The following is a 20,880-nucleotide window of genomic DNA, read 5'->3' as shown; positions in this document are numbered from 1 at the left end:
GTCTGGACCATAAGCGGGATGACATCAGATCACCTTCCCGCCCTCCACGCCCTCAGGGCGGGCACGAAGACCTGATCCCCGCCCCGCCCTCAGGCCTCGCCCTCAACCCTTCACCGGCCTCATCCGGCGACGTGCTCGGCGGCACCCCCGGTACCGTCCGGCCACGGCAGCTCGATGGCGGTCTGCGGTTCCTCGTCCGTGGGCGGCACCAGGTCCCCGGGCGGCTCGTCGGGCACAGACTCCGACGGTGCGCCCGATGGCTCGTCGGTGGGGTCGCGCGAGGGCGGGTCCGTCGGACAGCCCGGCGGCGCCGCCGGGCTGTCCGCGAGGGTCCCCGACGGCGCAGCCGAAGGGCTCGCGGTCGCGGCGGCCTCCTCCCCGGGCGGCGTCGGGACGCCCGGCGTCGGACAGTCGGTGGGCGCGGTGGTTCCCGACGGGGTCGGCTCCGCGGGCGGCAGGCCGGGCAGCCTTCCGGTGATGTCGGTGCCCGGGCCGTACGGCGGCGGCACCTCGGGCACACGGTCCCGGGCGGCCCCGTCCCCGGCCCGGCGCTCGATCCAGGCGTTGTCGTCCACGTCGACGATCACCAGGGCCGTGACCTCGCGCGCGGTGGGCTCGACGACGACGGTGCGTTCCGGGTCGTAGCCGGTCCACCCCTCCCCCCGGCCGGCCGCCGCGCGCGCACCGTTCGGCGGGGTCAGCGGGTTTCCGCAGACGCAGCGCACGCGCGGCAGCCCGTGGCGGTCGACCATCACCGCGGTGCCGGCCTGGAGCACGGCCTGGACCGTGGTCGCGGCTCCCCCGCTGAAGCCGTGGCCGGCGACCCGGGTGTCGGCGCGCAGCAGGACCGGGGTCAGCCCGCGCAGAAAGCCGGCGATGCCCGCCGGGGCGATGCCCGCGGCCCGCGCGAAGGCCTCACCCCTGGCGCGGTCGGCGGCGAGGAAGCGGATCTGCTTCCCGACGTCACAGGAGGCGACGGAGCGGGTGCCGCCGTAGAGGCCGGGGGTGGAGCCGGCGAGCCTGTGAACCGCCGGGCCGCCAGGGGCCGGGGCCGCCCGGGAACCGGTGCGCGACGGGGCGGGCGCCGCACCGACCGGCCTCGCCGTCGATCCGGTGAAGGGGTCGGGCCCCCGCTCCGCGGCCGGCAGCAGGACGACCTCCTGGGCGTCGGCCGTCCCCTTGGTGCCCCTGCCGCCGCCGGGGGCGGCCTGCGCGCAGCCCGCGGCGAGCAGGATTCCGGCGGACAGCGTGGCGCCGGCGGCACGTCGCAGGCTTATGGGTGAGCGCACGAAGAGGTCTCCTGCCGGTCAACCGGTCCCGAGCGGTCCCCTCATGGCCGGTTCACCGGTCGCGAGTGGTCCCCTCATGTCTGCCGCAGTCGGCCCTCCCCCGCAAGCCGGCGGCACGCGACGGGCGCAGTGCGCCGGACGGCGTCGCCCCCTCACCTTGAACACGTTCAAGAAAGGCTCTAGAGTCGGCACCGACATCACTTGAACATGTTCAAGACGAGGGATGTGTCATGTCGGTCCTGGTCGGTCTGATCGTGATGCTCGGCATGCTGGTGATCGTGCCGGCCGGGCTGCTGCTGGCGGGCGTACCGGGCCTCGACCGGATACGACGCCTGTGGCCGGCCTTCGCCGTACCCGGAGCCGTCTCGCTCTGGCTGCCGCGCGGCCTGCCCGCCACGGCCCTCGCCCTGTGCTACGCCCTCGGGACCGCAGCCCTCGCACTGCACTGCCTTCCGCGACTCGTCCGCCGCCCCGCCCCGCTGCTCTCCATCCGGACCGCGCCCGCCGAGATCGCGCTGCTCACCGCTCTGGTGACCCCCTCGATCGCCGCGACCGCGCTGGTCGCCGAACGCTCGGGGCACCCCCTGTTCGGCTTCGGCCTCGGCATCCTGGCGCTGACCGTGCCGCACTTCCACTTCGCCGGGTTCGCCGCCGCGCTGGTCTCCGGGCTGGTCTGCCGGCTCGTCGACAGCACGGCGGGCAGATTCGCCGCGCTGAGTGTGCCGCTGGGTACCCTGCTCGTCCTGATCGGCTACTTCGCCGGAGACCGGACCGAGCTGGCCGGGGCCGTCGTGCTGACGGCGGGGATGTGGACCGTCGCCCTGCTGACCTGGCAGACGGTCCGGCCGGCCGCCCGCGACCGCGCCACCCGGCTGCTGCTCGCCATCTCGGCCGCCGTGCTCGTGCTGACCATGGTGCTCGCGCTGAGCTGGGCACTGGGCGAGGCGACCGGACTGCCCCACCCCACCCTGACCTGGATGGCCGCCACGCACGGCGTCGGCAACGCGCTGGGCTTCGCGCTCTGCTCGGTGCTCGCCTGGAAACGGCTCCGCGACCGCACCGATCACGAAGGACGCACCGCATGAGCACCCTGACCTATCCGGAAGCGGGCGCCACCCGTCTCGGCCCGCTCCCCGACGGCTACCACCACCTCCACCACCGCGACCGGATCGGCCACGGCCGCGCCGACTTCGAGGCCGCAGGCGCCGCGGTCACCGAATTCCGGATGCACCGCGCCGCCGGAGCCCGGGTCAGGGCATCGGCACCACGCGCCGAGCCCGGAGCGTCCGTTCGGGTGGCACTGGGGGTCGGCCCGTTCCGCTTCATCGCACCCTGCCAGGTCATCTGGACCGAGTACGGACCGCAGCGCATCGGATTCGCGTACGGGACGCTGCCCCGGCACCCCGAGTGCGGCGAGGAGTCCTTCGTGGTCGACCTGGCGGACGACGGGACGGTGTCGTTCACCGTCATGGCGTTCAGCCGGCCCGCCCGCTGGTACGCCCGGCTCGCCGGTCCGTTCGTACCGGTGGCCCAGCGCTGGTACGCGCGCAGGCTCGGCAGCACACTGCGCCGGATCGTCTCGGAGGGGCGCGACCAGCGGAACTGACGCGCCGAAAGGCGCCGCGGGGCCGATACTGGAGGCGATGGAATGGTTCACCGCAGACGGGTACTGGCTCAGCCGGCTGATCTTTCAGCGAGCGCTCGCCGTGATCTATCTGACCGCCTTCCTCACCGCCGCGCTCCAGTTCCGGGCGCTGATCGGTGAACGCGGCATGCTGCCCGTGCCCGAACTCCTGCGGCGCACGGACTGGCGCACCGCACCCGGGCTCTTCCGCCTCCACTACTCCGACCGCTTCTTCGCCCTGGTCGCCTGGACCGGCTGTGCGATCTCCGTCGCGCTGATCGCCGGCGTGGACGGCCGGCTGCCGTTGTGGGCGGCGATGCTGCTGTGGGCCCTGCCCTGGGTGCTGTACCTGTCGATCGTCCAGGTCGGCGACACCTGGTACGGCTTCGGCTGGGAGTCACTGCTGCTGGAGACCGGCTTCCTCGCCGTCTTCCTCGGCAATGCGGACACCGCCCCACCCGTGCTGATGCTGTGGCTGCTGCGCTGGGTGCTCTTCCGGGTGGAGTCCGGCGCCGGGCTGATCAAGATCCGCGGCGACGACTGCTGGCGCAAGCTGACGTGCCTGTACTTCCACCACGAGACCCAGCCGATGCCCGGACCGCTGAGCTGGTTCTTCCACCACCTCCCCAGACCACTGCACCGGGCCGAGGTCGCGGCCAACCATGTGACCCAGTTGCTCGTACCCGTGCTGCTCTTCACCCCGCAGCCGGTGGCGAGCGCGGCGGCGGGTCTGATGGTCCTCACCCAGCTGTGGCTGGTGCTGTCGGGGAACTTCGCGTGGCTCAACTGGCTGACGATCGCGCTCGCCCTGTCGGCCGTCGACTGGTCCCTGGTCGCCGAGCCGCCCGCGCAGTCCGGCGCGCCCCTCTGGTACGAGGTGGTGGTCATCGCCGTCACCGCCCTGGTCCTGGTCCTCAGCTACCGCCCGGCCCGCAATCTGGTCTCGCGCCGCCAGGCGATGAACCGCTCCTTCGACCCACTGCACCTGGTCAACGCGTACGGCGCGTTCGGCAGCATCAGCCGGGTCCGGCTGGAGGTGGTGGTCGAGGGAACGGACGAGCCGGTCGTGCACCCGGGAACGGTGTGGCGGGAGTACGGCTTCCGCGGGAAGCCGGGCGATCCGCGGCGGCTGCCGCGCCAGTTCGCCCCGTACCATCTGCGGCTCGACTGGATGATGTGGTTCGCCGCGCTCTCGCCCGCCTACGCCCGCCCGTGGTTCGGCCCGTTCGTACAGCGGCTGCTGGAGAACGACCGGGACACGCTGCGGCTGCTGCGGCACAACCCGTTCCCCGGTGCTCCGCCGACGCACGTCCGCGCCAGGGTGTACCGCTACCGGTACACGACCTGGCGCGAACTGCGGGCCACCGGACGCTGGTGGCACCGCACCTACGTGCGGGACTTCATGCGCCCGGTGCCGCCGGGTCCCTCTCCGGTCAGCCGGACCAGGCGATCTTGAACGCCCGGGGGTGCTCGCCGGTCCTGCGGGCCGCCGCCGGTACGTCGATGACCCGCGAGTCGCCGACGAAGAACCGGGGCTGCCGGGCATTCGATGCCCGGCCCGCCCCCCGTCCGGCTACTTCTCGTGCTCGCGGGCCCGCAGCAGGGTGCTGATCTGCTTGACGAGTTCGTCGTCGCTGGTCACGGGCTTGCCGGAGACCAGCGCACCGAGGCGCTCGGCGGTCTGGAAGTCGTACGCCCGCTCTGCCTCCGCGCCGGGAACGCTGTCGTACTCCTCCTTGGCACGGAACCCGACGGTCAGCTCCACGGCCTTGGCGATGAGCCAGGTCAGGATGAACGAGAAGGCGATCACGGCGACGATAGCGACCAGCTGCTTGCCCAGCAGCCCCCAGCCGCCTCCGTAGAACAGTCCCTTCTTGCCGCTGATGCGTGCGGTGGCGAACAGGCCGACCATGATCAGGCCGATCAGCCCGCCGACACCGTGCACACCCACTACGTCGAGGGTGTCGTCCACGTTGAAACGGAACTTCAGCGTGATCGCGAAGGCGCAGACCGCGCCGACGACGAGGCCGGTGATGACCGCGCCGAGCGTGTTGATCTCGCCGCAGGCCGGGGTGATGGCGACCATGCCCGCGACGGCGGACGAGACGACCCCCATCGTGGTGACCCTGCCGGTACGCCACTTCTCTACCAGCGGCCAGGTGACCATCGCGCCCGCGGCCCCGAGCTGGGTGTTGATGAAGGCCGCGGCGGCGGTGCCCTGGTCGCTCAGCGCCGAGCCGGAGTTGAAGCCGAACCAGCCGAACCAGAGCAGCCCCACTCCGATGACCACAAGCGGAATGTTGTTGGGGCGCTCCTCGCGGCGGGCGAAGTCGCGTGGTGCCCGCAGCACGAGCGCGACGGCGAGGCCCGCGACACCGGAGTTGAGCTCCACCGGGAGACCGCCGGCGAAGTCGAGGGCGCCGAGGTGCTTGACGATCCAGCCGTCCGTGTCGAACACCCAGTGCGCGAGGGGGATGTAGACGATGAGCAGCCACAGCACGACGAAGACGAGCCAGCCCTTCATCGTGGCGCGGTCGGCGATCGAACCGCTGATCAGCGCCACCGTGATGATGGCGAAGCCCATCTGGAAGGTGCTGTAGACATAGGTGGGGATCGAACCGGTCAGCGTGGTCAGGTCGATGCCGCGCATGAACACATGGTCGAGATTGCCGATGACTCCGGCTCCTCCGACATCCGGTCCGAACGCGAGCGTGTATCCGATGACCCACCAAACGAGGGTGCCGAACGCGAGTGCGGCGAAGCTCATCTTGATCATCATCAGCACGTGCTTGGTGCGCACCATGCCGCCGTAGAAGAACGCGAGACCGGGCGTCATCAGCAGCACCATGGCGGTGGAGGCGAGCAGCCAGGCGGTGTCACCGGAGTTGTACGCGGGTGGCATCGGCGCGGGAGCGGTGTTCATCGGCGGGTACCTCGTCGGTGTCGTGGGGGCGGAGGCTACGGCTTGCGCAGGTCGGGGGCGGGATGGCCGGTGAGCAGCCGGCGTACGGACTGCCAGGCGACCTGGTGGGCCGCGGCGACCCGGATCGGGCTGTCGTCCAGGAGCCGCACCCAGGCGCCGCAGTCCCGGGGCAGGGTGCTCACCCCGTAAAGGACGCCGAGTGGGGCCAGCGCCTCGTGCAGGGTGTCGGCGAGTTCGGCGGCCGGGGCGCGGTCGGTCACGACGAAGAGCGAGGCGACATGGTCGTGACCGGCGAACACACCGGGTCCGAGGACTTTTTCGCCGTCCCGCCCCGGGGCCAGGCGCAGGGTGTCGACGGCGAGCAGGGTGCCGTCGGGACGGCTGATGCGCAGGTCGGTGGCGAGCACCCGGTAGGCGTGGCGCTCGCCGCGGGCGAGCCGTCCGGCGGTGAGGGTGTCACCGACGACGACGGTGGCGCCGCTTGCGACCGTGACCTCGGTGCGCTGGTAGAAGCGCGCGTCCTTGAACGGGATCAGCGGGTCCGGCAGGTACTCGACGTAGCTGCCGGCCTCCGCAGTGAGGTGCACCCGCTGGCTCGCGTAGTCGTGCTCCATCCGGAAGATCTTGGTGGCGGCCTGGGTGGTCAGATGGACCTGGGTGTCGGGGCCGCAGCGGAAGTCCATCCGGTAGCGGTCGGCCTGGGCGACGCCGCCGCCGGTCGCCATCAGATAGACGTAACTCATGCCGGTCAGTGCGGGGTCGATCCACAGCGGCCGCATGATCTGCAGCGGTGTCTTCTGGTAGCGCTCGACGAGTTCGGTGCGCTCGCCCCGTACGGCGAAGGCCAGGTCGAGGATGCCGACCTTCGCCGGGGAACCGGGCGCGAGGGTGTCGGGCACGGAGGCCAGGGCCGCCACGTCCGGGGGGACCCGGACCGCGGTGTAGTACTCCTCGGTGAGCCGGTCGACCGGTGGCCGGTGCGGGGCGAGCGTCATCTCAGATCAGCACCTTGCGGCGCGATTCGAGATAGACCGCGATGTCGTCGATGCCGACACCGGTCAGGCAGTCGGTGAGGACGACGGGGCGGTTGTCCCGGACCCGGTGGGCGTCGGACTCCATGACGTCGATGTCCGTGCGGACGTACTTCGCGATATCGATCTTGTTGATGACGAGCAGATCGGACTCGGTGATGCCGGGGCCGCGCTTGCGGGGCATCTTCTCGCCCTCCGCGGTGTCCAGCACGAAGATGAAGAGGTCCACGAGTGCCGGGCTGAAGGTCAGGGTGAGGTTGTCGCCGCCGGACTCGTAGAGCAGCGTGTCGGTGTCCGGGAAGCGCTCCAGCATCTCCGCGCCGGCCGCCAGGTTCATCGTGGGGTCGTCGCGTACGGCGGTGTGCGGGCAGGCGCCCGTCTCGACGCCGACGACCCGCTCCGGTTCGAGGACTCCGGCCAGGGTGCGGCGGACGTGCTGGGCGTCCTCCTGCGTGTAGATGTCGTTGGTGATGACGGAGGGGCGGTGCCCGCGCTCGATCAGAATCGGCACCAGCGCCTCGATGAGCGCGGTCTTGCCGGATCCGACCGGTCCGCCGATGCCGACCCGCAGTACGTTGTCGTCCATGGTGCTCCCTGGTATGAGACGGGGTGGATTTCAGCTGGCGAAGAGCCTTGCCTCGGCGCGTTCATGACGGCCCGACATGATGTCCGAGGCGAAGACGGTGGCGCCGACGTCGTCGAGTTCGCGCCGCAGCGCCGCCTCGACGGCCGCTTCGATGACGGGTGCGGCACCCCGCAGGAGGGTCTGCGCCGAGCGGTGGTCGGTCAGCCGGAGTCTGAGGGCCGCGCCCGCGAAGCTGACGCAGAATGCGAACAGGTCGGAGGCGACGGCCTGCCGGACCGGGACCCCGGTCGCGGCGTAGATGACACCTGCGGCCACCGCCTGCGTTCCGGGGGCCTCACGGCGTACGACGCGGTCGAAGTAGTCGCCGATCTCCGGGCGGTCGAAGACCTCATGACCCAGGTCGAGCAGTTGCCGCCCGGTCCGGGTGGCGGCCTGGCGCATCTCGCGGCCCAGCTTGGTCGCGAAGAGGTGCTCGTCGATCCGGACGACGGCCGTCAGGTCGCCCGCCGCGGTCGCGCGGTGGGCGAGGGCGAGGGCCGTGGCGTCGGCCGGACCGACGCCGTGCAGCAGCAGGTCGTGGAGCAGCAGCGGCACGGTGGCCGGGTCGACGGCCCCGGCCTGGGCGAACCCCTCCAGGCTGTGCGACAGCGTGTAGAAGCCGCTCGGGAACGCGGAGTCGGTCAGCTGGAGGCTGACCAGCAGCGGTCCGAGACCCGTGCCGGCCGTCACCGCGGCCGACAGGGGTTCGCCCGCGGTGTCGTCCTCGTTTCGGTACATCGGCCCTAGACCAGGAAGTAGAGGTGGTTGAGGGGCAGCGTCTCGGCCGGGTCGATGGTGGCGACCTTGCCGTTGAGCGTGACCTTGAACGTCTCCGGGTCGACCTGGATGTCCGGCAGGGCGTCGTTGCGGATCATGTTGTGCTTGCCGATAGTACGGGTGCGGCGGACCGGCAGGATCTGCCGTTCCAGGCCGAGTTCGGCCGGCACCCCGGCGGCGATGCCCGCCTGGGACATGAAGGTGACATGAGTCGCCTGCAGCGCCTTGCCGAGCTGGCCGAACATCGGCCGGTAGATGACCGGTTGCGGGGTCGGCAGCGAGGCGTTGGGGTCACCCATCTGCGCCCAGGAGACGATGCCGCCCTTGATCACCATCTTCGGCTTGGCCGCGAAGGAGTGGATGGGCCACAGCACGATGTCCGCGAGCTTGCCCTTCTCGATCGATCCCACGTGGTCGGCGATGCCGGAAGCGATGGCCGGGTTGATGGTGACCTTGGCGAGATAGCGCAGCACCCGCTGGTTGTCGTTGCGCGCCGAGTCGCCCTCCAGCCTGCCGAGCTTGTCCTTGCAGTGGTGCGCGGTCTGGAAGGCCCGGGTGACGGACTCCCCGATCCGGCCCATGGCCTGGGAGTCGGAGGAGAACATGCTGATCACACCGAGGTCGTGCAGCACCGACTCGGCGGCGATCGTCTCGGCCCGCACCCGGCTGTCGGCGAAGGACACGTCCTCGGGGATGTCATGGCTGAGGTGGTGGCAGACCATGACCATGTCCAGGAGCTCGTCCACCGAGTTCTTGGTGTAGGGCAGGGTCGGGTTGGTGGAGGACGGCAGGACGTTCGGCTCGCCGGCGACCCGCATGATGTCGGGGGCGTGGCCGCCGCCCGCGCCCTCGCTGTGGAAGGTGTGGATGGCCCGGCCGTCGATCGCGGAGCGGGTGTCCTCGAAGAAGCCGCTCTCGTTCAGGCTGTCGGTGTGGATGGACACCTGGACGTCGTGCGCGTCGGCGACGTTCAGAGCGTTGTCGATGACGGCCGGGGTGGCGCCCCAGTCCTCGTGCACCTTGAGCCCGCAGGCGCCCGCGACGATCTGCTCGCTGAGCGCTTCCGGCAGGCTGCCGTTGCCCTTGCCCATGATGCCCAGGTTGACCGGGAAGCCCTCGGCGGCCTGGAGGAACCTGGCGATGTTGAACGGGCCGGGGGTGCAGGTGGTGCCGTTGGTGCCGTCGGTCGGTCCGGTGCCGCCGCCGATGAGGGTGGTGATGCCGTTGGTGAGCGCCTGCTCGGCCTGTTGCGGGGAGATCAGGTGCACGTGGGTGTCGATGGCGCCCGCGGTGGCGATGAGGTGCTCCCCCGCGATGGCTTCGGTACCGGGACCGATGACCAGGTCCGGGTCGACGTTGTTCTGGGTCTGCGGATTGCCGGACTTGCCGATGCCGACGATGAAGCCGTCCTTGATGCCGATGTCGCACTTGACGACGCCGACCATCGGGTCGATGACCACGACGTTGGTGATGACGGTGTCGAGTGCGCCCTGGGCACTGGTGGCCTGCGGGTCGGAGGCCATGCCGTCCCGCATGGTCTTGCCGCCGCCGTAGAGGACCTCGTCGCCGTACTGGCCCTCGCTGTAGTCCTTCTCGACCTCGACGACGAGGTTGGTGTCGGCGAGGTGGAAGCGGTCGCCGACCGTCGGGCCGAACATGTCGGTGTACTGCTTGCGGGGCAGGATGGGCATCAGCGCGAACCCTTCTTCTTTTCCTTGGTGACCTTGGAGTCCTTGGCGCCGGGCTTGGCTGCCTTGACGTTCTTGGCGGCGGGGGTGCCCTGCGCTCCCTGGAAGCCCTGCTCGATGGCCTTGCGGACGGCTTCGACGCGTGCCGGGTGGGAGGAGAGGCTGCCGTTGAGCAGCCCGCTGAAGCCGACCAGACGGCCGGTTCCGGCGTACGCGCACAGCTCGACCTCACGCGAACCACCGGGCTCGAAGCGCACGGAGGTGCCGGCGGGGATGTTGAGGTGCATGCCGAGCGTCTCATGGCGGTCGAACGACAGCGCCGAGTTGACCTCGAAGAAGTGGTAGTGAGAGCTGATCTGCACCGCACGGTCACCGGTGTTGCTCACGGTGAGCTTCAGCGTGCGGCGGCCCGCGTTGATCTCGACGGGGTCCTTGCCGTAGATGTACTTCTGACGGAACGTCATGCGATGCTCCTGATGACTTGGCCCGCTCCATCGGCGGACGGGTGCTGATGCATGTGCGTATGTCCGGGGCCGTGGTGGTGACCATGACCGTGGTCGTGTCCCTCGCCCGGTGGGTGGGTGTGGGAGTGACCGTGGTTCTCCGCCGCGGTCAGCCCCGTCGCGATACCGTCGTCGCCGCGCTCGCGCCATCGCCGCCGGGCGTCGGACACCCGCTCGGCCAGCACCCGCCGCAGCGCGGACGCGGGCACGAGGGGACCCGCCACGTCAACGGGCAGCCGAACCGCGCCGGAGACCTCGGGCGCCTCCGGAGGCGCGAATCCGGCCGGAAGCAGCGTCACGCGCTCCGCGCCGAGCAGCCGGCAGCGCCGGACGCCCTCGGCCGGGTCGGGATCCCCTCCGGTGAACGCCACCTCGACCAGGTCGTGCCGCCCGTAGCGGCGTACGAGCGCGGCGATCCGGTACAGCTCCGCGTCCTCGAACGGGTCCCCGGACGGGGCCGTGACCAGCAGGGCGGAGGTCTCAGGGACCCGGCCCGCGGCGGCGCGCAGCCAGCCGACGAGGTGCTGGGCGGTGCCGAACGGCTCGGCGAGCACGGTCGCGGCCCGTTCACCGCCGGGGACGGCGCGCAGGGTCCGGGCGGTGTCCGCGACGAGTTCGGGGTCACGGCCGAGCGTCATCGGGACGACCACGGTGCCCTCGCCCCGGCGCAGGTGCGCGGAGACGCTCCGGAACAGCTCGCGCCCGCTCGGCACGACGTTCACGCCGGGGTCCACGACCCCGTCCAGAGCCCGCCCGTACGCGGCTTCGCGGCCGCACACGGCGATGACACCGAAGCGCTCGGCCACCGGGGTCAGCCCCCGATCGGGTCGTGGCAGGACACCAGCTTCGTACCGTCCACGAAGGACGCCTCGACCTGGAGCAGGCCGAGCATCTCCCGCACGCCGGGCATGGTGTCCGACTCACCCACGACGTGGCGGCCCAGTTCCATGCAGTCCGCGACGCTCTGGCCGTCGCGCGCCGCTTCGAGGATCGCCTCGGTGATCAGCGCGACCGACTCGCTGTAGTTGAGCTTGAGGCCACGTCCCTGGCGTTTGCGGGCCAGGTCGGCCACCACGTACACCAGCAGCTTGTCGATCTCGCGAGGGGCGAGGTTCATCGTCAGTACCTTCCTCGGGTTGTACGGGCGGAGGGCAGAGGGCCCGGTGGGGGCCGGGGCGGTCAGCCGCTCCGGCGCAGACGGGGCAGCAGCGGCACGGCGGCCATCAGCACCCAGGTGGTGAGAATGAACGGCCAGGTGAAGGTGTGGCCGCCGAAGGGCTTGAAGAAGGACGTCAGCGACGCCGTCAGCCCGGTGCTCGCCGCGGCGCCGAACAGCGCGTACACACCGGTCCAGACCGTGTTCGCCATGAACACCGCACCGATCGCGATGGCCACGAGCACCGCGTTGTATCCGTAGATGCCGTTGGCGATCAGGGCCGTCGGTGCGCCCAGCACCCAGGCGGCGACGATGCCGAGCACGCTGCCGGCCGCCGCGTAGAGCACGACGCGCAGTCCTGCCAGGGCGAGACCGACGAGCATGATCAGTCCGACGTACCAGCTGTCGATCAGGAAGACCTGCGAGATGTTGTTGAAGAACGCGTGCCACAGGGCGCTCCAGGACATCGCGGTGTCCCCGGTGGTGGTGCTGGCCACTGCGGCCGGGGCGCCGTGCCAGACCCGCTCGAACGAGGGGGCACCCACCACCATCACTCCGGAGACCAGGCAGAACGGCGCGGTCAGGGGGGTGAGCCCGTAGGGGGTGAGGAAGGTGCCCAGAGCAGCCATCAGGAGGGTGCACATCATGGCGCCGATGACGATCAGCACATAGGTGGCGAGGTGGTTCCCCAGCGAGGAGAAGAGGGCGATGCCTGTCAGACAGCCCGCATATCCCTGAAGGCCGAGCGCGATACCCGCCCGGTCGACAGCGAGGGCGTAGGCGGTCGCGGTCGCGATCAGTGTGCCGAGCGTGGCGGAGAGGCCGTTCTCCCAGCCCGACACCCACAGCGCGATCAGAATCGCCACGCCGGTCAGCAGAGCGGCCTGGAGATCGACCTGCCCGAAACCCCGCAGGGAGGCAAGGACATACGCGGACGGCTGACGGCTCTCCAGCCGACGGACTATTTCCGGCTCGGCGAGAGGCAAGGCTGGCTCCAACGACTCGACGGGGAAGGGCCCCTGCGGCCCGCGGGCCGGAAGAGCACATATCTATGCAAACCATCAAGGCACAAAGTGATCGGATTATCGCGCTGCGTGGGCTCCGGCTGGGCCAGTCGGGTACGGGCTCGGACCGGCAAGCGTGCTCCGCCCGGGCCGCCCGGGCCGCTCCGTAGATTCGCGGAATGTCCCCCAAGATGCGGCTGAACCTTCACACCCACCCCGATCACCACCCCGGGGTGCAGCTGTCCGTGGTGGGCGCCGTCGCGATCGGCGGTGCGGCCGGAGCCGTCGCCCGGCACAGCGCCGAACGTCTCTGGCCGACCGGCGCTTCGGCCTTCCCGTGGACGATTCTGCTGGTCAACACGGTGGGCTGTTTTCTGATGGGCATCCTGATGGTCACCATGAAGCTGCGCTTCCCAGGTGCTCCCCGGCTGATCAGCCCGCTGCTCGGCACCGGTGCGCTCGGCGGATTCACCTCGTTCTCGCACTACACGGACGACGTCCGGAAGCTGTTCGAGAACCATCAGCCGGGGTACGCGGTCGGCTGCCTGGTGCTGACCGTGGTGGCCGCACTGGCCGCCGTGACGGCGGGGGCGTTGGCCACCCACTTCGCCTTCGGGCGTTCCTACGCCACGGAAAATAACGCGTCATGACCGACTGGCTGCTCGTCATCGCCGGGGCGCTGGTGGGCGCACCGCTGCGCTACTACCTCGGGGTCGACGCGAAGTTCCGTCTGCACAGCGTCTTCCCGTGGGGCACCTTCGCAGCCAACGCCGGCGCGTCCCTGCTGCTCGGCTTCATCGCCGAGGCGGCGGCCGACGGGGACCTGGGCGCCCGGCTCCATCTGCTGCTCGCCGCCGGGTTCTGCGGGGCCCTGTCGACCTGGTCGACGTTCTCGTACGAACTGCTGACCCTGACCTCCGCGCGCCGCGTGACCCTGGCGGCGGGCTATCTGCTGCTCACCGTGTGCGCGGGGGTGGGCCTCTCGTTCGCCGGGGCGGCCGTGGCCCGCGCGGCGTTCTGAGCCGACGAGATCGTCAGCCACGTCGCCGCACGGCCGAGCTCCGGCCCCGCCCCTTCTCGGGGTACGGGCCGGAGCTCGGTGGAAGCACTCAGTCGATGCCGGGCAGGATGTGCGGCTCGGCGAGGTCGTCCTCGTAGCCGGCCAGCCGGATCGGTGCGGACCTGGCCCAGACCTCGATGTTCCGGAGCTTCTCGGGCCTGCGGGCCCGCTCTCCGTACTGTTCGGCCGGTCGCTTCTCGCGCTTCGTCAGTTCCGGTGTCGTCACCGCGCACTCCTTTGTGTCGCGTAACCCCGGGCGTCGCCGACAGTCCGGACTTCGATACCGGCAGTCGACCGCCCGTGAGGGGCGGGGGCAGGATCAGCTTCGGTCGCGGTGGCGCCGGGTACGGGGCGGGACGGCGACCTGGTTGACAGGCCTGTCCCAGGACGGCCGAGGAACCTTCGTGGATCCCTTGGTGGCGTCCGTTCCCCTCAGCGTAACCAAATGAGCGCATCCGCGCTCGATGGAACGTGTGCCCTGGATCACTTTCAGCCACCGATTGCGGAAAAGACCCGGCCCGGGAAGCTTCCCGGGCCGGGTCCGCGACTGCGTGGAGTGGTGGTGGTCCGGACTGCTACCAGTTCGCGGGGGCGTAGTCCTTGAGGAAGCAGCCGTACATCGTCTCGCCCGCTTCACCGCGGACGATCGGGTCGTAGACACGGGCGGCGCCGTCGACCAGGTCGAGCGGGGCGTGGAAGCCCTCCTCCGCCAGCCGGATCTTGTCGGGGTGGGGCCGCTCGTCGGTGATCCAGCCGGTGTCGACGGCGGTCATCAGGATGCCGTCCTTCTCGAACATCTCCTGGGCACTGGTACGGGTCAGCATGTTCAGCGCGGCCTTGGCCATGTTGGTGTGCGGGTGACCGGCGCCCTTGTAACCGCGGCCGAACACGCCCTCCATCGCGGAGACGTTGACCACATAGGAGTGCTTCGCGGCCGTCGCCGCCATCGCCGGGCGGAGCCGGCTTATCAGGATGAACGGCGCGGTCGAGTTGCAGAGCTGGACCTCCAGCAGCTCGATCGGCTCGACCTCGTCGACCGTCTGGATCCAGCTGTTGGTGTGGTGCAGATCCGGGACGAGCCCGCCCGCGTCGATCGCGGTACCGGCGGCGATGCGTTCGAGTGACGCGGATCCGGTGACCAGCGCGAGACCGGTGACGTCCTGCGCGCTGAGCCCCTCCTTGCGGGCGGCGGGCAACGCGGCGACGCGGTCGACGGTGCCGCTGCCGAAGGTGCCGATCACCTCGGCGGTGGGAAGCTCGCCCGCGGGCAGCGGGGCGGACTCGGCTCCGAGCAGCTCGCTGTACGCCTGCGGCGAGCGGCGCACCGTCTGCGCGGCGTTGTTGATCAGGATGTCCAGCGGTCCCTCGGCGGCGACCGAGTCGGCGAGCGCGACGACCTGGGCGGGGTCGCGCAGATCGATGCCGACGATCTTCAGCCGGTGGATCCACTCGTCGCTGTCCTCCATCGCCTTGAAGCGGCGGATCGCGTCGTTGGGGAAGCGGGTGGTGATCGTGGTGTGCGCGCCGTCGCGCAGCAGCCGCAGCGCGATGTACATACCGATCTTGGCGCGGCCGCCGGTGAGCAGCGCCCGGCGCCCGGTCAGGTCGGTGCGCGCGTCGCGGCGGGCGCGGTTCTCCCGGGCGCACGACTGGCAGAGCTGGTGGTAGAACGCGTCCACCTCGACGTAGCGGGTCTTGCAGATGTAACAGGACCGGGGGCGCTGAAGGACGCCGGCGATCTCCGCGGCGGCCGAGGAGGACGGCAGGACGCCCTGCGTCTCGTCGTCGATGCGGTCGGCCGAACCCGTCGCGGTGGCCTCGGTGACGGCCTTGTCGTGCGCGGTCTTGGCGGCCCGGCGCTCCTGGCGGCGGCGCTGCTTCACCGTCCGGTAGACACCGGCGGTTGCACGGCGCACCGCGATGGCGTCCGGGTGGTCGACCTCGATGCCGTCGAGTTCGTCGAGCACACTCAGGCAGACGGCCAGCCGCTGCGGGTCGATACCGGCACCGAACTCCTCGATACCGGGCGCGAGCTCCGGGCTGTCCTCTGTCACCGTCATTGCCGTTCCTCTGTCATTTGTCACTCGTGGCGGCGAACGCCCCGGTCAAGTTTGCCATGCGCGGGACGCTGCTCCGTTCGCGTGAAGCGGGAGCTGCCACCGGGCGCCGGCACGTCCGGAAGGAATCACGAGGAATGACTTCGCGTCAGCCGGGCAGGAGCGGATCGACACAGTCGGGTTCCAGGGAGGGCGACACCATGGCAGTCAGTTCCGCACGGGCGACCGGAGCAGTGGGCACACCGCGCCACGGCATCGAGCGGACCGGCGACCTGCCCTGGATCGAGGACACCGGGAAGATCGCGCCGCAGGACGCCCGCGCCCTGTCGAAACTGTTCCTCGACCGCCTCCAGGAACTGGAGGAGGGCACCCCGGCCCACGCGTACGCCCGCAACACCCTGATCGAGATGAATCTCTCCCTGGTGCGCTACGCGGCCTCGCGTTTCCGCAACCGGGCCGGTGACGACACCGAGGACATCATCCAGGTCGGCACGATCGGGCTGATCAAGGCGATCGACCGGTTCGACCTGTCCCGCGAGGTGGAGTTCGCGACCTTCGCGGTGCCGTACATCGTGGGCGAGATCAAGCGGTTCTTCCGTGACACCACGTGGGCGGTGCATGTCCCCCGGCGTCTGCAGGAGCTGCGCGTCGATCTGGCCAAGGCCAAGGAGCAGCTCTCGATCGAGCAGGACCGGGAGCCCACCGTCAAGGAGCTCGCCGAGTACCTCGATCTCCCCGAGGAGGAGGTCATCGAGGGGCTGGTCGCCGCCAACGGCTACTCGGCCGGTTCGCTGGACACCCCCGCGGTCGACAGCGACTCCGGCAAGGACCGGCGCACCTTCGCCGATCTGCTCGGCGAGCCCGATCCCGCGATGGAGAGTGTCGAGAACATCCAGACGCTGGCGCCGCTCCTCGAACAGCTCGGCGTCCGGGAGCGCCGGATCGTCCAGATGCGCTTCGGGCAGGAGCTGACCCAGTCCCAGATCGGCGCCGAGCTGGGCGTCTCCCAGATGCATGTGTCGCGGCTGCTCTCGCGGATCGTCAGCCGGCTGCGCACCGGGATGTGCGTCGAGAGCTGATCCCGGCCGTCTTCCCCGCCCGGACCGTTCACGGTCCGGGCGGTTGTCGTACACCGGCCCTTCCTCCACGCTTCGGTCACATATGCTTCCCTCCGATACGGCTCGGAGTGGACTGTGCCGTCCGTACGAGGGGGTGGAGAGTGGCCGAGCTCCCTGTGGGCCGGGCGGTGGCTCCTTCCGCGCACAGCACCGGGGTCCCGGCGCAGCACGGGGTCCTGCTGGCCGACACCGGTTCGGTGTGGAACGTCGACGCCGTGATCCTGCTGGTCGAGGACGACGCGGGTGATGCGCTCCTGGTCGAGGAGATGCTCGCGGACAGCGAGCTGGACTCCGCGCTGACGTGGTGCAAGACGCTGGCCGAGGCACGCCGGTTCCTGGCCGGCTGCCGTACTCCCTGCTGTGTGCTCCTCGACCTTCATCTTCCCGATGTGCACGGGCTCGACGCCGTCACGCAGCTCGTCGAGTCGGCGCCCGACGCCGCCGTCGTGGTGCTGACGGGGATGGCCGAGGCCGATACGGGCCTCTCGGCCGTGGCGACCGGCGCCCAGGACTACCTGGTCAAGGGCCGGCTCGATCCGCAGGCGCTGAGCCGCTCGGTGCGGTACGCCCTGCAGCGCAAGCAGGTGGAGCGGGCGGCGGGTGCGCTGCGCGCCAACCAGCTGATGGCTCGGGAGAACGCCCGTCTCGAGCGGGGCCTGCTGCCGGTCCCGCTGTTGCACGACGACCGTTTCGAGGCGGTGGCACGGTACGAGCCGGGCCGGGCGCACGCGCTGCTGAGCGGCGATTTCTACGATGTGGTGCAGACGTCCGACGGGACGGTGCACGCGGTGATCGGCGATGTGTCGGGGCACGGGGCCGCGGAGGCGGCTCTCGGGGTCTGTCTGCGGGTGGCCTGGCGCACGGCGGTGCTGTGCGCGACCGACCAGCTCGAGCAGGTCCGGATCCTGGAGGAGATCCTGGTCGCCGAGCGGTCGGATTCCCATCTCTTCGCCACCGTCGTCACCCTCGCCTTCCGGCCGGGCGGACGCCGGGTGCAGGTGGTCCGGGCCGGCCACCCCGGCCTGCTGATACGCAGCGGCACGGAGGTGGGCTGGATCGAGCCGGAGCCCGGCATGGCGCTCGGTCTGCTGCCCGGCGCGGGCCGGTGGACCACGACCGAGCTGACCCTGCCCGACGACGGCCGGATCGTCCTGTTCACCGACGGACTCTTCGAGGGGCGTACCGGGCCCGGCTCCCGGCTGGGCGAGGACGGCCTGCTGGCCATGGCCCGCCGGCACGGGGCGCTCACGGCGCGCTCCTTCGTCGACACCCTGGTCGACGAGGCGTCCGAAGCCGCGGCCCCGTACGGCGGTCTCGCCGACGACGTGGCCGTGCTCCATCTGGGCTGGGCACTCGGAGGCGGGCGGTGAACCGTGCGCACCCGCACCGAACGGGTCTCATCTCGCGTCTGTCGGTCCAGAACTGGGTCCATCTGATCCTCGGCGGCTTCGTCCTGGTCGTCTGCGGCGCACTGGTGGCCGGGGCCGTCGTGTTGTCCCGGATGTCCGACCGCACCACCGAACTGGTGGACCGCATACAGCCCGCCCGCTCCGCTTCCTTCCAGCTCCAGAACGCCCTGCTCGACCAGGAGACGGGGGTCCGCGGCTTCGCCCTCACCGGCGACTCGTCCTTCCTCCAGCCGTACGAGGCGGGGATGCGCGCGGAGCGGCTGCGGCTGACCCGGGTGCGGGCTCTGGTCGGCGACGAGCAGCCGTTCGACCGGGACCTGGACCGGATCGCCGTCGCCGCTCGGAACTGGCGCGCCCATCACGCCGAGCCGCTGATCGCCGCGGTCCGCGGGGGCGGCCCGGCATCGGAGTCCTCGGTGCCGATCCGGCGCAGCAAGGACGAATTCGACACGCTGCGCCGGCTGTACACCGCGCAGCAGGCCCACCTGGACACCGCGCGCGACCGGGCCCGCGCCGATCTGGGCGAGGCCCGCACCACCCGGGACCGGGTGGTGCTCGCGCTGGTCGCGGGGTTCCTGCTGGCCGTGGTCTCGCTGAGTCTGCTGCTGCACCGCATGGTGGGCCGCCCGCTGAACCGGCTGAGCGCCGCTTCGGACCGGGTGCGCTCGGGTGCCTTCGGCAACAGGATCGAGGTCCGGGGCCCGTCCGACGTCCGGGCGGTGGCGGCCGCGGTCGAGGACATGCGCCGGCGCATCGTCGGTGAACTCGCCGAGTCCCGGCAGCGCGAGACGCTGCTGGCCGAGCAGGCTCAGGAGCTGCGGCGGTCCAACGCGGAGCTGGAGCAGTTCGCGTATGTGGCCTCGCACGATCTCCAGGAGCCGTTGCGCAAGGTGGCCTCGTTCTGCCGGCTCCTGGAGAAGCGGTACGCCGGCGAGCTGGACGACCGCGCGCACCAGTACATCGACTTCGCGGTCGACGGCGCGAAGCGGATGCAGGTACTCATCAACGACCTGCTCACCTTCTCCCGGGTGGGCCGGGTTCACGACAAGTGGCGGACGGTCGGCCTCGACCGGTGTCTGGACCGTGCGCTGGCCAATCTGGCCCTGATCGTCGAGGAGTCCGGCGCCACCGTCGTCCGGGAGGGCCCGCTGCCCGAGGTGACCGGTGACGCGACGGCGCTCTCCATGGTGTGGCAGAACCTGATCGGGAACGCGGTGAAGTTCCGCCGCCCCGGCGTGCCGAGTGTGATCACGGTCGGCTGTGTGCGCGAGGACGACGACTGGTCCTTCACCGTGGCGGACAACGGCATCGGCATCGCGCCGGAGTTCTCGGAGAAGGTGTTCGTGATCTTCCAGCGGCTGCACGGCCGCGACGAGTACGAGGGCACGGGCATCGGACTCGCCCTCTGCCGGAAGATCATCGAATTCCACGGCGGGCGGATCTGGCTGGATCCGGAGTCCTCCGAGGGCACCCGGATCCGTTTCACCCTGCCCGTCGACGCCGAGACGCCCATCCACACCACGGCGGAACTGCTCGCCCCCGCCCCACCCACCACCCCGTCGGGAGAGACCTCGTGAACGCACCTGAGCACCCTCTGGAGGTCCTGCTCGTGGAGGACGACGCCGGGGACGAACTGATGACACGTGAGGCGTTCGAGGACAACGGGGTCAGCCACACGCTCCATGTGGTGCGGGACGGGCAGGAGGCGCTGGACTTCCTGTACCGGCGGGAAAGCCACACCGGCGCGCCCCGTCCGGACCTGGTGCTGCTGGATCTGAATCTGCCCAAGTACGACGGGCGCGAGGTGCTGAAACGGATCAAGACGGATCCGGAGCTCGCGCTGATCCCGGTGGTCGTGCTCACCACGTCGTCGGCCGAGGAGGATGTACTGCGCAGCTACACGCTGCACGCGAACGCCTACGTGACCAAGCCCGTCGACGCGGATCAGTTCATCGACGCGGTGCAGCAGATCGACGATTTCTTCGTCCAGTTGGTCAGGCTGCCCGGCCGTGGCTGAGATCTGCCCGGAATTTCCCGGAGTGGGACCGTCGTGGGCGGGTAGGCGAACGTCTGGACACGGTCACCGAACTCCCCTGCGTCACCCTGGCTGGAGCACATGAACGAACAGGTCACCTCCCGGCCGGCCGGCCGCCCCGGTGGAGACCGGCCCATGGAGGTCTTGCACAGTTCCGAGGTCTTCGACGGCGAGCCCGGCTGCATCGCGCAGGCCCGGGCCCTCGCCGACCGCTTCCTCGCGCGGCTGGCCGCCGAGTGGCTCGCGGTGTTCGGGGAGCACACCCGCAGCGATCTGATGCTGGCGGTCAGCGAGCTGGTCACCAACGCCGACCGCTACAGCCAGGGCCCGTATCTTCTGGAGCTCGAAGGCACCGCCGAGCGGGTCACCGTCACGGTGTACGACAGCAGTACGGCGCTTCCGATGTTCTACTCCCCCGATCCGACGCGCCCCGGCGGCCACGGCATGGAGATCGTCGTGGCGCTCTGCGATCGGCTGACCGCCGAACGGGTGCCGGTGGGCAAGCGCATCCGGGCCGAATTCGAACTGAGCAGTTGAGCGTCCGAGCTGTGGGGCGGGCGGGACGCCGCCCGCCCCACTTC

General features: G+C 70.6%; 22 protein-coding genes. 10 read left to right on the top strand and 12 right to left on the bottom strand.

What is annotated here, in order from left to right; translation table 11 throughout:
• Window positions 1–119: 119 nt before the first annotated feature.
• The gene (locus FHX80_RS29090) at window positions 120–1,289 is read right to left on the bottom strand and encodes a DUF6777 domain-containing protein (RefSeq protein ID WP_145766916.1); all 1,170 of its coding nucleotides are present in this window, start codon (window positions 1,287–1,289) and stop codon (window positions 120–122) included.
• Between the two features lie 230 nt (window positions 1,290–1,519).
• On the opposite strand from FHX80_RS29090, the gene FHX80_RS29085 reads away from it, so the two are divergent.
• Genes FHX80_RS29085 through FHX80_RS29075 form a run of 3 tightly spaced genes read left to right on the top strand, consistent with a single transcriptional unit; the run spans window position 1,520 to window position 4,369 of the window.
• Window positions 1,520–2,374 (top strand): YndJ family protein, encoded by an 855-nt coding sequence (locus FHX80_RS29085; RefSeq protein WP_145766915.1) that lies wholly within the window; start codon window positions 1,520–1,522, stop codon window positions 2,372–2,374.
• Complete coding sequence (locus FHX80_RS29080) at window positions 2,371–2,895, top strand: DUF1990 family protein (RefSeq protein WP_145766914.1); 525 nt, start codon at window positions 2,371–2,373, stop codon at window positions 2,893–2,895. Before FHX80_RS29085 ends, FHX80_RS29080 begins: the two co-directional genes overlap by 4 nt.
• Before the next feature lie 37 nt (window positions 2,896–2,932).
• Entirely contained in the window at window positions 2,933–4,369 is a 1,437-nt protein-coding gene (locus FHX80_RS29075; RefSeq protein WP_145766913.1) for a lipase maturation factor family protein, read from the top strand.
• 117 nt (window positions 4,370–4,486) lie between these two features.
• Here the strand turns inward: FHX80_RS29075 and FHX80_RS29070 are convergent, their stop codons facing one another.
• The 9 genes from FHX80_RS29070 to FHX80_RS29030 form a co-directional block, all read right to left on the bottom strand.
• Window positions 4,487–5,836 carry an ammonium transporter gene (locus tag FHX80_RS29070; RefSeq protein ID WP_145766912.1) on the bottom strand — a complete coding sequence of 450 codons (1,350 nt, stop codon included), beginning with the start codon at window positions 5,834–5,836 and terminating at the stop codon, window positions 4,487–4,489.
• Between the two features lie 35 nt (window positions 5,837–5,871).
• Window positions 5,872–6,831, bottom strand: coding sequence for an urease accessory protein UreD (locus FHX80_RS29065; protein WP_145766911.1), 960 nt, complete (start codon window positions 6,829–6,831; stop codon window positions 5,872–5,874).
• Window position 6,832: 1 nt separating this feature from the next.
• Window positions 6,833–7,453 carry an urease accessory protein UreG gene (gene ureG, locus FHX80_RS29060; protein ID WP_145766910.1) on the bottom strand — a complete coding sequence of 207 codons (621 nt, stop codon included), beginning with the start codon at window positions 7,451–7,453 and terminating at the stop codon, window positions 6,833–6,835.
• Window positions 7,454–7,483: 30 nt separating this feature from the next.
• On the bottom strand, window positions 7,484–8,230 hold the full coding sequence (locus FHX80_RS29055; protein WP_145766909.1) for an urease accessory protein UreF: 747 nt from the start codon (window positions 8,228–8,230) through the stop codon (window positions 7,484–7,486).
• Between the two features lie 5 nt (window positions 8,231–8,235).
• Window positions 8,236–9,960 carry an urease subunit alpha gene (gene ureC, locus FHX80_RS29050; RefSeq protein ID WP_145766908.1) on the bottom strand — a complete coding sequence of 575 codons (1,725 nt, stop codon included), beginning with the start codon at window positions 9,958–9,960 and terminating at the stop codon, window positions 8,236–8,238.
• On the bottom strand, window positions 9,960–10,421 hold the full coding sequence (locus FHX80_RS29045; protein WP_145766907.1) for an urease subunit beta: 462 nt from the start codon (window positions 10,419–10,421) through the stop codon (window positions 9,960–9,962). The genes ureC and FHX80_RS29045 overlap by 1 nt, the downstream gene beginning before the upstream one ends.
• On the bottom strand, window positions 10,418–11,266 hold the full coding sequence (locus tag FHX80_RS29040) for a sirohydrochlorin chelatase (RefSeq protein ID WP_145766906.1): 849 nt from the start codon (window positions 11,264–11,266) through the stop codon (window positions 10,418–10,420). The genes FHX80_RS29045 and FHX80_RS29040 overlap by 4 nt, the downstream gene beginning before the upstream one ends.
• Before the next feature lie 5 nt (window positions 11,267–11,271).
• Window positions 11,272–11,577 carry an urease subunit gamma gene (locus FHX80_RS29035; RefSeq protein WP_145766905.1) on the bottom strand — a complete coding sequence of 102 codons (306 nt, stop codon included), beginning with the start codon at window positions 11,575–11,577 and terminating at the stop codon, window positions 11,272–11,274.
• A 62-nt stretch (window positions 11,578–11,639) separates the two neighbouring features.
• Window positions 11,640–12,602, bottom strand: coding sequence for an urea transporter (locus FHX80_RS29030; protein ID WP_145766904.1), 963 nt, complete (start codon window positions 12,600–12,602; stop codon window positions 11,640–11,642).
• A 197-nt stretch (window positions 12,603–12,799) separates the two neighbouring features.
• Between FHX80_RS29030 and FHX80_RS29025 the strand changes: the two genes are divergently transcribed.
• Together FHX80_RS29025 and FHX80_RS29020 are read left to right on the top strand one after the other, a co-directional pair.
• Complete coding sequence (locus FHX80_RS29025; RefSeq protein WP_145766903.1) at window positions 12,800–13,270, top strand: fluoride efflux transporter FluC; 471 nt, start codon at window positions 12,800–12,802, stop codon at window positions 13,268–13,270.
• A complete protein-coding gene (locus tag FHX80_RS29020) occupies window positions 13,267–13,641 on the top strand; it encodes a fluoride efflux transporter FluC (protein ID WP_145766902.1) in 375 nt (124 codons plus the stop codon). Before FHX80_RS29025 ends, FHX80_RS29020 begins: the two co-directional genes overlap by 4 nt.
• Before the next feature lie 88 nt (window positions 13,642–13,729).
• Here the strand turns inward: FHX80_RS29020 and FHX80_RS34900 are convergent, their stop codons facing one another.
• Both FHX80_RS34900 and FHX80_RS29015 read right to left on the bottom strand, forming a co-directional pair.
• Entirely contained in the window at window positions 13,730–13,906 is a 177-nt protein-coding gene (locus tag FHX80_RS34900) for a hypothetical protein (protein WP_167523687.1), read from the bottom strand.
• A gap of 349 nt (window positions 13,907–14,255) precedes the next feature.
• Window positions 14,256–15,740: an SDR family NAD(P)-dependent oxidoreductase gene (locus tag FHX80_RS29015; RefSeq protein WP_145766901.1), complete on the bottom strand. Its 1,485-nt coding sequence runs from the start codon at window positions 15,738–15,740 to the stop codon at window positions 14,256–14,258.
• Between the two features lie 197 nt (window positions 15,741–15,937).
• On the opposite strand from FHX80_RS29015, the gene FHX80_RS29010 reads away from it, so the two are divergent.
• From FHX80_RS29010 to FHX80_RS28990, 5 genes are all read left to right on the top strand, one after another.
• On the top strand, window positions 15,938–16,816 hold the full coding sequence (locus FHX80_RS29010) for an RNA polymerase sigma factor SigF (RefSeq protein WP_145766900.1): 879 nt from the start codon (window positions 15,938–15,940) through the stop codon (window positions 16,814–16,816).
• Between the two features lie 140 nt (window positions 16,817–16,956).
• The gene (locus tag FHX80_RS29005) at window positions 16,957–18,225 is read left to right on the top strand and encodes a PP2C family protein-serine/threonine phosphatase (protein WP_145766899.1); all 1,269 of its coding nucleotides are present in this window, start codon (window positions 16,957–16,959) and stop codon (window positions 18,223–18,225) included.
• Window positions 18,222–19,841: a sensor histidine kinase gene (locus FHX80_RS29000; RefSeq protein ID WP_145766898.1), complete on the top strand. Its 1,620-nt coding sequence runs from the start codon at window positions 18,222–18,224 to the stop codon at window positions 19,839–19,841. The genes FHX80_RS29005 and FHX80_RS29000 overlap by 4 nt, the downstream gene beginning before the upstream one ends.
• Window positions 19,838–20,281 carry a response regulator gene (locus FHX80_RS28995; protein WP_145766897.1) on the top strand — a complete coding sequence of 148 codons (444 nt, stop codon included), beginning with the start codon at window positions 19,838–19,840 and terminating at the stop codon, window positions 20,279–20,281. The genes FHX80_RS29000 and FHX80_RS28995 overlap by 4 nt, the downstream gene beginning before the upstream one ends.
• Window positions 20,282–20,380: 99 nt before the next feature.
• Window positions 20,381–20,836, top strand: a complete 456-nt coding sequence (locus tag FHX80_RS28990) for an ATP-binding protein (protein ID WP_145766896.1) — start codon at window positions 20,381–20,383, stop codon at window positions 20,834–20,836.
• Window positions 20,837–20,880: the final 44 nt, after the last annotated feature.

The sequence above is a fragment of the Streptomyces brevispora genome (genome assembly GCF_007829885.1).
In the GTDB taxonomy this organism is placed as follows: domain Bacteria; phylum Actinomycetota; class Actinomycetes; order Streptomycetales; family Streptomycetaceae; genus Streptomyces; species Streptomyces brevispora.
The sequence above is the reverse complement of the archived record's forward strand: the minus strand, read 5'-3'. Positions and strand labels throughout refer to the sequence as shown.

Excerpts from the sequence above, each read along its gene's own strand:
- FHX80_RS29025 (WP_145766903.1), top strand. The coding sequence starts at position 12,800 with ATGTCCCCCAAGATGCGGCTGAACCTTCACACCCACCCCGATCACCAC.
- FHX80_RS28990 (WP_145766896.1), top strand. The coding sequence starts at position 20,381 with ATGAACGAACAGGTCACCTCCCGGCCGGCCGGCCGCCCCGGTGGAGAC.
- FHX80_RS29015 (WP_145766901.1), bottom strand. The coding sequence starts at position 15,740 with ATGACGGTGACAGAGGACAGCCCGGAGCTCGCGCCCGGTATCGAGGAG.
- FHX80_RS29085 (WP_145766915.1), top strand. The coding sequence starts at position 1,520 with ATGTCGGTCCTGGTCGGTCTGATCGTGATGCTCGGCATGCTGGTGATC.
- FHX80_RS29010 (WP_145766900.1), top strand. The coding sequence starts at position 15,938 with ATGGCAGTCAGTTCCGCACGGGCGACCGGAGCAGTGGGCACACCGCGC.
- FHX80_RS29065 (WP_145766911.1), bottom strand. The coding sequence starts at position 6,831 with ATGACGCTCGCCCCGCACCGGCCACCGGTCGACCGGCTCACCGAGGAG.
- ureC (WP_145766908.1), bottom strand. The coding sequence starts at position 9,960 with ATGCCCATCCTGCCCCGCAAGCAGTACACCGACATGTTCGGCCCGACG.
- FHX80_RS29055 (WP_145766909.1), bottom strand. The coding sequence starts at position 8,230 with ATGTACCGAAACGAGGACGACACCGCGGGCGAACCCCTGTCGGCCGCG.
- ureG (WP_145766910.1), bottom strand. The coding sequence starts at position 7,453 with ATGGACGACAACGTACTGCGGGTCGGCATCGGCGGACCGGTCGGATCC.
- FHX80_RS29075 (WP_145766913.1), top strand. The coding sequence starts at position 2,933 with ATGGAATGGTTCACCGCAGACGGGTACTGGCTCAGCCGGCTGATCTTT.
- FHX80_RS29020 (WP_145766902.1), top strand. The coding sequence starts at position 13,267 with ATGACCGACTGGCTGCTCGTCATCGCCGGGGCGCTGGTGGGCGCACCG.
- FHX80_RS29045 (WP_145766907.1), bottom strand. The coding sequence starts at position 10,421 with ATGACGTTCCGTCAGAAGTACATCTACGGCAAGGACCCCGTCGAGATC.
- FHX80_RS29080 (WP_145766914.1), top strand. The coding sequence starts at position 2,371 with ATGAGCACCCTGACCTATCCGGAAGCGGGCGCCACCCGTCTCGGCCCG.
- FHX80_RS29070 (WP_145766912.1), bottom strand. The coding sequence starts at position 5,836 with ATGAACACCGCTCCCGCGCCGATGCCACCCGCGTACAACTCCGGTGAC.
- FHX80_RS29035 (WP_145766905.1), bottom strand. The coding sequence starts at position 11,577 with ATGAACCTCGCCCCTCGCGAGATCGACAAGCTGCTGGTGTACGTGGTG.